The organism is Kordiimonas pumila, from assembly GCF_015240255.1.
Classification (GTDB): Bacteria; Pseudomonadota; Alphaproteobacteria; order Sphingomonadales; family Kordiimonadaceae; genus Kordiimonas; species Kordiimonas pumila.
On sequence record NZ_CP061205.1, the window covers coordinates 2,520,676 to 2,532,679 of the forward strand.

At 44.4% G+C, this 12,004-nt stretch carries 10 protein-coding genes; 3 read left to right on the plus strand and 7 right to left on the minus strand.

The features are described 5' to 3' along the window. Positions 1–3 precede the first annotated feature (3 nt). From ICL80_RS11065 to ICL80_RS11085, 5 genes are read right to left on the minus strand one after another with little or no spacing between them, the layout of a single operon-like run. The gene (locus ICL80_RS11065) at positions 4–1,500 is read right to left on the minus strand and encodes a Ppx/GppA family phosphatase (RefSeq protein ID WP_194212227.1); all 1,497 of its coding nucleotides are present in this window, start codon (positions 1,498–1,500) and stop codon (positions 4–6) included. A 7-nt stretch (positions 1,501–1,507) separates the two neighbouring features. Further along, positions 1,508–3,742 carry an RNA degradosome polyphosphate kinase gene (locus ICL80_RS11070; protein ID WP_194212228.1) on the minus strand — a complete coding sequence of 745 codons (2,235 nt, stop codon included), beginning with the start codon at positions 3,740–3,742 and terminating at the stop codon, positions 1,508–1,510. Positions 3,743–3,793: 51 nt separating this feature from the next. Then, positions 3,794–4,471 (minus strand): HdaA/DnaA family protein, encoded by a 678-nt coding sequence (locus tag ICL80_RS11075; RefSeq protein ID WP_194212229.1) that lies wholly within the window; start codon positions 4,469–4,471, stop codon positions 3,794–3,796. Next, complete coding sequence (locus tag ICL80_RS11080) at positions 4,468–5,559, minus strand: AI-2E family transporter (protein WP_194212231.1); 1,092 nt, start codon at positions 5,557–5,559, stop codon at positions 4,468–4,470. The genes ICL80_RS11075 and ICL80_RS11080 overlap by 4 nt, the downstream gene beginning before the upstream one ends. Then, positions 5,556–6,701, minus strand: coding sequence for a DUF2066 domain-containing protein (locus tag ICL80_RS11085; RefSeq protein WP_194212233.1), 1,146 nt, complete (start codon positions 6,699–6,701; stop codon positions 5,556–5,558). The genes ICL80_RS11080 and ICL80_RS11085 overlap by 4 nt, the downstream gene beginning before the upstream one ends. A 132-nt stretch (positions 6,702–6,833) precedes the next feature. On the opposite strand from ICL80_RS11085, the gene purM reads away from it, so the two are divergent. Both purM and purN read left to right on the plus strand, forming a co-directional pair. After that, positions 6,834–7,940 carry a phosphoribosylformylglycinamidine cyclo-ligase gene (purM, locus tag ICL80_RS11090; protein ID WP_194212235.1) on the plus strand — a complete coding sequence of 369 codons (1,107 nt, stop codon included), beginning with the start codon at positions 6,834–6,836 and terminating at the stop codon, positions 7,938–7,940. A 1-nt stretch (position 7,941) separates the two neighbouring features. Continuing rightward, positions 7,942–8,595 carry a phosphoribosylglycinamide formyltransferase gene (gene purN / locus ICL80_RS11095; protein WP_194212237.1) on the plus strand — a complete coding sequence of 218 codons (654 nt, stop codon included), beginning with the start codon at positions 7,942–7,944 and terminating at the stop codon, positions 8,593–8,595. A 123-nt stretch (positions 8,596–8,718) separates the two neighbouring features. Here the strand turns inward: purN and ndk are convergent, their stop codons facing one another. Beyond that, entirely contained in the window at positions 8,719–9,141 is a 423-nt protein-coding gene (gene ndk / locus ICL80_RS11100; RefSeq protein WP_194212239.1) for a nucleoside-diphosphate kinase, read from the minus strand. A 126-nt stretch (positions 9,142–9,267) separates the two neighbouring features. Between ndk and ICL80_RS11105 the strand changes: the two genes are divergently transcribed. Then, the gene (locus tag ICL80_RS11105; RefSeq protein ID WP_194212240.1) at positions 9,268–11,157 is read left to right on the plus strand and encodes an ABC-F family ATP-binding cassette domain-containing protein; all 1,890 of its coding nucleotides are present in this window, start codon (positions 9,268–9,270) and stop codon (positions 11,155–11,157) included. Between the two features lie 9 nt (positions 11,158–11,166). Here the strand turns inward: ICL80_RS11105 and ICL80_RS11110 are convergent, their stop codons facing one another. Continuing rightward, positions 11,167–11,958: an alpha/beta hydrolase gene (locus ICL80_RS11110; protein WP_194212241.1), complete on the minus strand. Its 792-nt coding sequence runs from the start codon at positions 11,956–11,958 to the stop codon at positions 11,167–11,169. Positions 11,959–12,004 lie beyond the last annotated feature (46 nt).

Sequence of the window (12,004 nt, forward strand, 5' to 3'; positions counted from 1 at the left end):
TGATTAAAGTATCTCTATTTTGGCAGACCTACCTACAAGCTGTGCTAGCTGTCGCAGGCGGCGGTGAACAATATCATTTTTAAGCTCTGCATGTTCCTCGGGCAAGCTTAGGTACAGTCTTGCCTTTGAAATTCGCAAGCTACTGACAGTTAAAGCTTTGACCGTACCGCCTGAAAGGCGCTGCGCCAAACGAACGGCAGCGCCCATTGTGCGAGCTTCCATGATTTCTTCAATTTTCAAAAGTGGTAAAAGTGGTCCCAAATGAGATTCGTCTATCGACGCGCCGTAAGCTTGATTGAGAGCAACGGCAATATAACAGCGCTCTTTATGGCTAACACCTATTAAATTACTGTGCAAAACCATTGAAACAGCTTTTTCCGCTCTAAAGTCAGGATGCCCGCGCCAAGCAATATCACTTAGCAAGCAAATGGCCATCTGTAGGCGTTCTCGATATTTTTTATCTGGCAGTAATTTGTAAAATAACGGCCGGGTCCAATCATAGATAAGTTTAGAATGTTCCGGAAAACGGCAACGTTCGTTTGCAAGTTCATGACACGTGGCCATGAACGGGTCTATTTTTTTAGCTTCTTCAGGTAGCTCATCAAAAATGACACCTTCCCTCAAACCGTGCGCAGACGCAACAATCCTACGGGCTTTCATGGCATACATCAGCTCTATCATGATAATCGCGGCTGTAGGCAGAACTTCTCTGCGCCGGGCAGTTAAGCCAGAACCAAAAGGGATGTCATCTGGATCAAGCTTACTCAACCGCCTGCAATAGGCTGTAAACTCTGTTTTACTGCTATAATAGCCCTGTAAAATTGGCAGTGGGTATGATTGTTCACGGATCATAAGTTGTGCAATGTTCCGCCAAGCTCCACCAACCAGATAAAGGTTATGATCGCCGCCCTTATCAAGCCATGGAATTTCTTCAAATTGCTCATGCAAATATTTTCTAAGTGCCGTTCGGTTCCTGCCAAACTTTGCCATAAGCCGAAGGGGGCCAATCGGCAGGCTGATGGTTTCATGCACAGCACCATTTTTAATGCGCGCAAGTTCAAGAGAGCCGCCGCCTAAATCGCCCGAAATTCCGTGTGCACGAGGATCACCAGATAATACACCTAGCGCAGAAAGCCGTGCTTCTTCCTCGCCCATAATAATGCGGATATCAAGATCGCATTCAGTTTTTACTTTTTTAACAAAATAAGCACCATTTGAGGCATCTCGCACGGCGGCAGTGGCCAGTACACGTAATTCACCAACCCCCATGTGCGTACATAATGAAACAAAACGCTGTAAGGTAGAAATTGCAAGCTTAATAGCAGCAGTACCCATTTTGCCCGTTTTGCCGATTTCAGCACCAAGGCCAACCATAATTTTTTCGTTAAAAATGGTGTCTGGAACGCGCTTTTTGCCAGAAAAAACAACAAGCCTGATAGAGTTTGAACCAATATCAATTACGCCGACATAATCTTTTGTAACACTTGGTGTTTCGAACATACGTTAATTACTCATCATACCCGTATTTCAGTAAGTGCGGTATCTGGTCAGCACTACCCAACGCCTTACCTCTGCCTGAAAGGGATGTATTTGTCATGAAATAATGATGGGCAATGAACGGTTCTTCCCCTTCAGCGGGTTGATTTCTTATATAGGAACCATCTGCATTCATAGCCCAAGATTGGCAATTATCTCGCAGATTAGCGGCCATCACCTGCCCCATAATCTGATCGTGTACAGTAGGATTTTCTATTGGTACTAGAGTTTCAACCCGCGAATGAAAGTTACGTGGCATCCAATCTGCTGATGAAATGAATACTTTAGCATGCTTAGAAGGCAGCCTATGACCATTGCCAAAGCAACATATTCGTGCATGTTCTAGAAAGCGGCCAATAATGGACCTGACACGAATATTTTCACTTAGACCCGGAATGCCGGGGCGCAGTGTGCATATTCCCCGCACGATCAAATCAACCATAACACCGTTCATGGAAGCCTCGTAAAGCTTATCAATGATCACCGGGTCTAGTAATGAGTTAACTTTAACCCAAACAGCGCCAGGACGACCAGCACGTACATGTTCAATTTCGCAGTCAATTAACCTAAGCAATTGACTCTGCATCATAAACGGAGAAAGCACGAGTTTCTCAAGCCCAATTGGTTCAATGTAGCCTGTAAGATAATTGAATAAACGGTTTGTATCACGTGATAGAGCCGGATCTGCCGTAAAGAAGGATAGGTCTGTATAAATTTTTGCAGTGATGGGGTGATAATTACCTGTACCAAAATGCATATAGCTTTTTAGAATGCCGGATTCGCGCCGCACAACCATCGATACTTTAGCGTGGGTTTTAAGCTCAATAAAGCCAAACACAACATAAACACCTGCCCGTTCAAGGTCCCGCGCCCATTTAATGTTTTGTTCTTCATCAAATCGTGCCTTTAACTCAACAACGGCAGTGACTGATTTTCCTGCCTCCGCAGCTTCAATAAGTGCGCCTATAATATCTGACTGCGAGCCGGCGCGGTATAATGTCTGTTTGATAGCAACAACATCAGGATCGCGTGCAGCTTGACGCAGAAATTGGTGAACCACATCAAACGATTCGTAAGGGTGATGTACAACAAAATCTTTTGCAGCGATTGCCTTAAAAATGTCGCCGTTAAAATCTCTCACCCTTTCTGGGTAGCGTGGTGTGTAGTTTTTAAATTTAAGGTCAGGAAAATCATCAACAATTAATTGGCTAATTTCATTGATGCCTAAAATTCCATCCACTTGCACAACAACATCTTTGTCGGCGCCAAGCTTTGAAATAACCAAGTCTTTTAATTCTTGTGGCATTGCTTCGTCAATTTTAAGGCGAATTACCCTGCCCCGTCTACGACGTTTAAGTGCGCTTTCAAATACGCGCACTAGGTCTTCTGCTTCTTCTTCAATTTCCATGTCACTGTCGCGGATAACCCGAAAAACACCGCAGCCATCAACAATGTAGCCCGGAAAGAGCTGATCAAGGAATAGCTCTAGCATGCGCTCAAGGGATACAAAACTTACGCCGTTATCATCATTAGGCAGTCGTACAAAGCGCTTTACATGGTTTGGCACTGGCAGCAAGGCCAACATATCTTTTTTGTCTGCTTTACGTACAAGCGACAAAGCCATGGTAAAACCAAGGTTGGGAATGAAAGGGAATGGGTGTGCGGGGTCTACGGCAATAGGTGTTAAAACAGGTAGTACGTTTTCTAGAAAGTAGGTTTCAATCCAGCCCCGATCGCTTGTAGAAATTTCATGCAGGTCAAGCAGGTCAATACCATTTTCCTTCATTTCGGTTCGCAGAGAAGCAAAAACAGCTTGTTGTTTGTCCATCAACTCTTCGGCGAAAGCGTTTACGCGCTGTAACTGTTGAACGGGCGTAAGGCCATCGTCAGATAACACTTCCATCCGTAAATCCTGTTGCCCGCGTAAGCCTGCAACACGAACCATATAAAATTCATCAAGATTATTACCGGAGATAGATAAGAAACGAAGGCGCTCTAAAAGAGGATGTGCGCGATTTTCGGCTTCTTCAAGAACGCGCATGTTAAACTGTAGCCAGCTCATTTCTCGGTTTAGATATTTTTCTCCGCTTATTGTGTTAGAGATTTGCTGCACAATAACAGATCGCTCCGGCAAGGTTGCTACCAGCGCTGAACTATTAGAAGTTGTTTTCTGAGTAGAAGCTGTTTTCAAATCACCGTCCGCCATTTTGTCATCCCCGCGACTATTTTGTATGGCTATAAGAAAGAATTGTTACAATTATCCGTTTGCAAAACCATTAAGGCAACTTTTTACAAGCGGTTTGGTTATGTTGCGCTTGGTCGTTAGTGAAACATGATCCAGCGCATTCACTAAATCATATGCTGCAGAAAAAGACCGTTCCATATGAGCCGTAATATAAGTCATTACTTCATGCTTAACAGTTAACTGCCTGTCAGAAAATAGCTTTACGAGCAACATCAACAATAAGTTGTCGTCCGGCTCACCGATGGTGCCAATATGAACTGTAGCCAGCCTCGATTTTAGGTCAGGTAATTTAACAGGCCAGTTGTTGGGTGCTGTTCTTGCTGTTATCAGCATGATTCCGTTTTTCTCACGCGACCAATTAAACAAGTGAAACAGGTTTTCTTCAGATAATGTTTTAGTCGATAACATATCATCAATATCATCAAGCACTATAGAGCAGGATTCGGCCAACTCTGATATTCTGGTACCCGCATTAAACCGTATTGCGCCGGTTTCTTCTGCCCATATATTGGCGATATGGGTTTTGCCAGAGGCCGTAGGGCCAACCAGTGCAGCAGTATGTCCTGGCCATGACTGCCAGTTATCCAACAATGTGATCGCTGCAGAGTTTGAGCCTGAAACAATAAAGTCTTCCCGGCTAAAGCTAGGAACATGAGTAAGGTCAAGTGGTATCTGGTGTGTTGTTTTCATAGCTTGGACGTTGTTTTTATACTGCCTTGGTCTTCAGTAGGGTCTGCAATTTTATAGTGTTCTCTATATTGTTTAATCCAGTACCGTACAAGAACAGCAAGGGCAGCGGATACAGGTAAAGCAATCAGCACCCCAACAAAGCCCATCAGCTCTCCACCTGCTAAAACAGCAAACAAAACCCAAACTGGGTGCAGGCCAACACGTTCACCGATCAGACGCGGCGTCAAGAACGAGCCTTCAATAAGCTGAACAACAAAAAAGACAGCAGCCACCAGCCCTAACTGTATAGGATCAAGCCCCCATTGCCCAACACCTAAGGCAAGAGCAACCGCCAAGGCAACCAGCGTGCCGACGAATGGAATAAATGACATTATACCGGCGAGAAGCCCTAGAATGATAGCAAAATCAAGGCCAACCAGCATCCACCCAAGAGCATACATAACTCCCATAATGGTGCTAACCATAAGCTGGCCGCGCACAAAACCTGCGAGAACAGTATCGATGTCTGCAGAGACTTGCCTAATTGCAGGTGCCTGTTCTGGTGGCAACCAACCATTCACTTTCGCAACCAACAAATCCCAGTCACGCAGCATATAAAATGCTACAACCGGTGAAATCAGCACCAATGTAAGAATATTAAAGAGTGCTAACCCACCCTTCAGAATATTTGTTGCACTGTCCTGAACTTTACCAAGAATTTGTTCTGAAAAAGAACCAAGAATGCTGTTTATGTCTTCACCGTTGCCTATATTATAACTGTCTGAAAGGCCCTGCATTGCTTTTGAAAGCCAGGGCCTCAAGCCTGATATGGTCTTCGGTAATGTTTCTGAAACAGAACCAAGCTGTGATTGAACAATAGGCCAAAAAGCTAAAACAATGCCTGTTATTAGAATAAAAAATCCTGCAATCACAAGGCCTGCGGCAATGGAGCGCGGCAGTTTTTTTGCCTCAAGCCTATCAGCAACAGGATCCAGAAAATAAGCAACAGCGAAACCCACCAAAAAAGGTAATAATATTCCCTTTATTAGGTATAGGAATAATATGGCAAAAATGGCGGCTACTATCCAGCCCCAGCGCTTTATAGTCATTTGATTCCTTGCGTTTTTTTAAGGCTCAGCATTTTTTGAGTACCATAATCATCTAGCACAAGGCCTGCATACTGCAATGCCAGAGCAAGCTGATCATCATTTCCTGTGTAGGAAAAAGAGAATTTACTAAGGGGTACACTGATTGATAAAACCCGTACATCCGTTATCAGTGTTACCTGAGACAAGCATTTTTCAATCTTTGCAATAGCTTGCAGGTCACTCGTTGTTACATATGTTTCCATAATACCTTGGTTATTGGTATCAACAAGCAGTTGCTTGCGCCACAATGTATCGTTCGAATCAAGTACGCTATCATACATTCTAGCTATTGCATCTTCTTCACCAATTTCACTTTGTATTGTTTGCATTGCTTCGTGTTGTTGCATGCTTTCACTGGAATTATAGGTGTATATGAGAGTACCTCCCCCGCCAGCAACCGGTTTCCACTCAGAATCTATCAACAGTGCTGATTGAACACCATAATCTAATGCTAAAGTTAAAGCGCTGTCCAAAAAACCCTTTGAAACTTCTCCGTAAGTAACCATAAGGCGTTCTTTTATAAGGCCTTTAGAAAATACATAGTTTCTAATTCTGTTGTGCCAGTCCACGGTACCACGCGCGGCTTTCATCGCGTCATTAGGCTCCCAAAGGTATTCTTCCAAACCACTTTTATGACTATGCATTACCAGCACACCGTTGCCGGTCCCCACCACATGCGGAACGTTATATTTTGCAAGAAAACTGCTAAACACAGTAGGCTCAAAACGCACATCAAGTGTAGCAATGTACCGACGGGAAGATGATTGTTCTTCACGAACTTCAATACCACTTACTAAAGCTTGTTTCTCTGCAATAGTAAGGTCTGGCAACTTTGCTCTGCCTTCTGGCTGTGTAATTTTTTTGAGTAGCGTATCATAGGCTTTGGTTTCAGCTTCCTGCAATGCTTCATCGCGTGCAGCACTTGCCTTATTCGCCGTCACGTCAACATGGATACCCCGAATGGTAAATAATAGGTCCAGCGAATCATCTTGCTGAGCATGAAGCACACCAAATGGCACACTGGCACATATTAGGCACAATATTGGCACAAGAAAATGGCACACTCTGGCTGAAAAAGCTGTATTTTGTGGTTGCTGCTTCATAAGGTCTTTCATATCGACTAACAGGGCACTATAACGCGTGCATGTTTATTTGCGAGCATATTTGAAATAGGCTCTGCATAGTACCAGTGTGATAACAAATTTAGCCACTACTATGGCAAAACAGGTTTTAGCGTGTCAGAAAAAAAACAATCTTATACCTATAAGTCAAGCGGCGTTGATATCGACGCTGGCGATGCTCTCGTTAACAATATAAAACCCCTTGCGGCCAGTACAAAGCGCAGCGGCGCTGATGCTGACCTTGGCGGTTTTGGTGGCCTTTTTGACCTGCGAGCTGCTGGCTTTCAAGACCCGATACTGGTCGCTGCCAATGACGGCGTGGGTACAAAGCTTAAAGTAGCCATTGATGCAGGTCTTCATGATACGGTTGGTATTGATTTGGTTGCCATGTGTGTGAATGACCTTGTGGTGCAAGGTGCAGAGCCATTGTTGTTTTTGGATTATATGGCAACAGGCAAGCTTGATGTTGCCCAAATGACAGATGTTGTAGCGGGTATTGCGGAAGGCTGTAGGCAGGCGGGCTGTGCTCTGGTTGGCGGCGAAACGGCTGAAATGCCGGGCATGTATCACGGCGCAGACTATGATCTAGCTGGTTTTGCTGTTGGCGCTGCCGAACGTGGCACTCTTATTGACGGCTCAACTGTGGAAGCGGGTGATGTTCTTTTAGGGCTCGCATCAAACGGAACCCATTCAAACGGCTATTCCCTTATTCGCCGCATAATTGAGGATAAAGGCTTTAAATACAGTGAGCCCGCGCCGTTTAATAAGTCTATTACTTTGGGCGAAGCCTTAATAGCGCCCACAAAAATTTATGTAAAAAGCTGCCTAGCTGGCATCAAAGCAGGCTATGTAAAAGCGCTTTCACACATTACAGGGGGCGGTTTTTTGGAAAATGTGCCTCGTGTTATGCCTAAAAATACTTTGGCTGAAATTGACAGTTCTGTTTGGGAATTACCAAGTGTATTCAGTTGGTTACAGGCTGAGGGGAACATTGAAACCAGAGAAATGTCTCGCACGTTCAACTGCGGTATTGGCATGGTTGTTGTTGTAACAGCCGAAAATGCTGCAGATGCTAAAGCCTTGTTTGAAGAACACGGTGAAACCGCTTATGTGATTGGCCAGATCAGCGAAGCTGAAGGCAAACCAAAGTGCCGTGTTTCCGGGAAGGCTGGAACATGGGGCGCAAGCGCTGATTGGTCTGCTATAACAGAAAGCGCATAATATGGGAAAACTTCGCCTTGGTGTCCTAATTTCAGGCAGCGGTACTAATTTGCAAGCGCTCATCGATGCCTGTAGAGCACATAATTTCCCCGCTAAAATAGCCGTGGTCATTTCTAATAGGCCCGATGTTATGGGCCTCAAACGGGCTGAAGCCGCGCACATCAAAACGGTTACGCTCGACCATAAAAATTATGAAACCAGAGAAGACTTTGAGGCTGAGCTTCATGAAACCTTGCAACAAAACAAGGTTGAGCTTGTATGCCTTGCTGGTTTTATGCGGCTTTTGAATGCTGAGTTTGTAAACAGGTGGAAAGACCGGATGATCAACATTCACCCTTCCCTGCTGCCATCCTATAAAGGTTTACATACACATGCCCGGGCCCTGGAAGACGGTGTACGCTTCGCTGGCTGTACTATTCATTATGTACGCCCAGAAATGGATAATGGTCCCATTATCATGCAGGCAGCCATCCCCATTGAACCCAATGAAACGGAAGAAAGTTTGATTGCAAAAACACTGACCTATGAACACCAGATGTACCCGGTTGTTGTAAAGCTTATTGCGGAAGGCAAAGTACGTGTTTCAGGGCATAAAGTAGTTTTTGGTGAAGATGTGAATTTAGGTTCTATCGGACAAATCAGCCCTCTTCTCTAGCCATAATGCATCAAGCATTACAGGAAAGCTTGGCAAACATCCGGCTGAAGCTGGCATTCTTTATCCTTAGAATGCATAAAAAAGGCTGCTAAAAGCAGCCTTTTCTTAATTATTTAAGTGTGGTTAGCCAACAATTTCATTGCCCGCAAAGAATTGCGCAATTTCGATAGCCGCATTTTCAAGGCTATCTGAGCCGTGAACAGAGTTTTCACCGATTGAGAGAGCAAACTCTTTACGTACTGTACCTTCAGCAGCTTCTGACGGGTTAGTAGCACCCATCACTTCACGGTGTTTCAGGACGGCGTTTTCACCTTCCAGAACCTGAACAACAACTGGGGCAGACGTCATGAACTCAACCAGTTCGCCAAAGAATGGGCGCGCACTGTGAACAGCATAAAATGTTTCAGCTTGTGCTGTAGTCATTTGAATGCGCTTCTGTGCAACAATGCGCAGACCATTTTTTTCAAAAAGTGAATTGATAGCACCAGTTAGGTTACGATTAGTTGCATCTGGTTTAATTATTGAAAAAGTACGCTCGAGAGCCATGTGACTATCCCTTGTTATCGTGGGTAAAAGATTGATTCGGGCGCCTTATAACGAGTCCTGATAATAAAGCCAAGCATTGCTTTATCTCCATTGCATGAGAATGGACACTATGATACTTGCCTGCCCATGCTGCATATAAATGACATAACCTACAGAATTGGTGACCGGCTTCTTTTTGAGCAGGCCACTGTTTCGATTCCGCCCGGACACAAAGTTGGCTTGGTGGGACAAAACGGAGCAGGAAAATCAACCCTGCTTAAAATGATTTTGAAAGAGATCGGCCCTGAATCTGGCGAGGTTAAGGTAAGACCAAGTGCTTTTATAGGCCATGTTGGTCAGGAAGCACCAGGTGGGCCGGAAAGCCTACTGGAAACAGTTCTCTTATCTAATAAAGAACTGACAAAGTTAAATGCAGAAGCTGAAACAGCAACAGACCCTGAAAGAATTGCAGAAATTCATATCAGGCTGGCAGATATTGGCGCTCACACGGCAGAATCACGCGCCGCTATCATATTATCCGGCCTTGGGTTTGATGATGAAGCGCAGCGAAGGCCCTGCTCCAGTTATTCTGGCGGTTGGCGTATGCGGGTTGCCCTCGCTTGTGTTCTTTTTAACCAGCCTGACTTGCTGCTACTTGATGAGCCAACTAACTATCTTGATCTTGAAGGTGTTATCTGGCTTGAGAATTTCCTACGTACATACCCCTATACTGTTGTTATTGTCAGCCACGACAGGGACCTGTTGAACAAAGCGGTTACCCACATCATTCATTTAGAAAACCTGAAGCTTAATAGCTACACAGGTGGGTATGACCGCTTTGAAGAGCTTCGACGCCAAAAGCTCGAACAGCAAATGGCGCTTAAGACTAAACAGGAAGCTGAACGAAAGCATATCCAGTCTTTTGTGGACCGCTTTAAAGCAAAAGCAAGTAAAGCCAAACAGGCACAGAGCCGGGTAAAAGCACTGGAGCGTATGAAGCCCATTGTTACAATGATGGAAGCCCATACAATACCTTTTCGCTTTCCAAAGCCTGACCCTCTTTCAAGTCCCTTGATTGCCCTTGAAAATGTATCTGTTGGGTATGCGGAAAATAAACCAGTTTTAAAAAATCTGGACCTGCGCCTTGATATGGATGACCGTATTGGTCTTCTGGGTGCAAATGGTAATGGTAAATCTACATTTGCCAAATTGCTGGCAGGCAAACTTGCGCCTCTTGACGGGCGTATAAGTAAACCAAGAACTCTGGGTGTTGGCTATTTTGCCCAGCATCAGCTTGATGAGCTTAACCCTAAGTATACCCCACTTGATGTCATGAAAAACCTGATGCCTGATGCGATCGAAAGTAAAGTCCGGGCCTGTCTTGGCGGCTTTGGTTTTGGTATTGATAAGGCTGACAGGCCGATTGAAAGTTTGTCAGGCGGTGAAAAAGCTCGGCTGATGTTTGCTGTTGCTACATTTCATAAACCCCAAATTTTGCTCCTTGATGAGCCGACAAACCATTTGGATGTAGATAGCCGTGAGGCACTTGCCCATGCTATTAACGAATATGACGGGGCAGTCATCCTTATTAGCCACGATCGCCATTTGGTTAGTGCATGTGTTGATAACCTCTGGATTGTTGATAGCGGTGATGTGAAGCCGTTTGACGGTGATTTGGATGACTATAAAACCTATTTACTGCGTGAACGTTCTGGAAACAAAGCTGAAAAGCAAAAACGACCGAGCGTTGATAAAAAGACTGAGCGAAAAAATGCAGCCGAGGCCAGAAAAAAGCTAGCGCCCCTCAAAAAGCAAGTTCAAGATGCAGAAGCTAAAGTGACAAAGCTTATGGGGTTAAAAGCTCGCTTTGATGAAGCCCTAGCTGACGCAAGCTTATATGATCAAGGCCGTGAAAATGAAGTGGCTGATATCACTAAAAAAGCTGGTGAGCTTGATGAATTGATCGAGGCTGCCGAGCTAAAGTGGCTAGAATTAGAAGAAAAATATGTATCTGAGCAGGCCAAAGCACAAGGATAGAGCTTACTTTTACCAGCGATCAGTTATGTCTTTCTGGACTTCATCTTGCATAGCAACTGTATAATGATTGGCACCAACTACCGCTAAAAAAACATCGTCGCTTCCCAGTTCTGTTTTTAACGAGGCACCAGATTCGTATGGTATAATTTCATCCTTTGTGCCGTGATAGATAACTATTTGCCCCTTAGCCTGACGTAGCTTTTCGTAACTTTTAAGAGGAAAGCGCGTAATAAAGGCTGGCACTATTGGATAGCGACGCTCTGCAATATCAAGGATCGATCGCATGGGGGCAAATAGAATAGTGTGAGATGCCTCTTTAATAGCAGCGACATGGCTGGCAAATGTGGTGCCTAACGAGTAGCCGACGACCCTAACTTTATTGTCATAATGTTGAGCTGCCCAATCGAACCATAGTTCAGCATCTTTTAAAAGCGCTTGTTCTGAAAGCGGTCCTCGGCTTTTCCCTGAACCTCTATAATCCATAGAAACAACATCATACCCAAGTTTTAGAAAAAGTTCGGCAAGTTGTTCGGAGTGTCCAACATTGCCCATATTGCCTTTGAAATACAGGACAATACCTTTGGTAGGTTTTTTATTGTCGTTTTTAAACAGAATACCATGCAGATGGCCATCGCCATTCTCTAGTCTGATCTCTTCTGTAGAGTGCTGGAAAGTATAAACAAAATCTTGGTCAACAGGCTCTGACAGGAAAAGAATTTTTTCCTGCATTGTATAAAGTATTGCAACATAAGCCACATATACGACAGATAATAACCACATTAAACGCTTTAACCAAAGCATGGTAACACCTACACTTTCATATCCCTCCCAGTAAGGAGTATAAACG

Bases quoted from the DNA above. Each gene is read 5' to 3' on its own strand.
- ICL80_RS11065 (WP_194212227.1), bottom strand. From the start codon at position 1,500: ATGTTCGAAACACCAAGTGTTACAAAAGATTATGTCGGCGTAATTGAT.
- ICL80_RS11105 (WP_194212240.1), top strand. From the start codon at position 9,268: ATGCTGCATATAAATGACATAACCTACAGAATTGGTGACCGGCTTCTT.
- ICL80_RS11070 (WP_194212228.1), bottom strand. From the start codon at position 3,742: ATGGCGGACGGTGATTTGAAAACAGCTTCTACTCAGAAAACAACTTCT.
- ICL80_RS11080 (WP_194212231.1), bottom strand. From the start codon at position 5,559: ATGACTATAAAGCGCTGGGGCTGGATAGTAGCCGCCATTTTTGCCATA.
- ICL80_RS11110 (WP_194212241.1), bottom strand. From the start codon at position 11,958: ATGCTTTGGTTAAAGCGTTTAATGTGGTTATTATCTGTCGTATATGTG.
- ndk (WP_194212239.1), bottom strand. From the start codon at position 9,141: ATGGCTCTCGAGCGTACTTTTTCAATAATTAAACCAGATGCAACTAAT.
- ICL80_RS11075 (WP_194212229.1), bottom strand. From the start codon at position 4,471: ATGAAAACAACACACCAGATACCACTTGACCTTACTCATGTTCCTAGC.
- purN (WP_194212237.1), top strand. From the start codon at position 7,942: ATGGGAAAACTTCGCCTTGGTGTCCTAATTTCAGGCAGCGGTACTAAT.
- ICL80_RS11085 (WP_194212233.1), bottom strand. From the start codon at position 6,701: ATGAAGCAGCAACCACAAAATACAGCTTTTTCAGCCAGAGTGTGCCAT.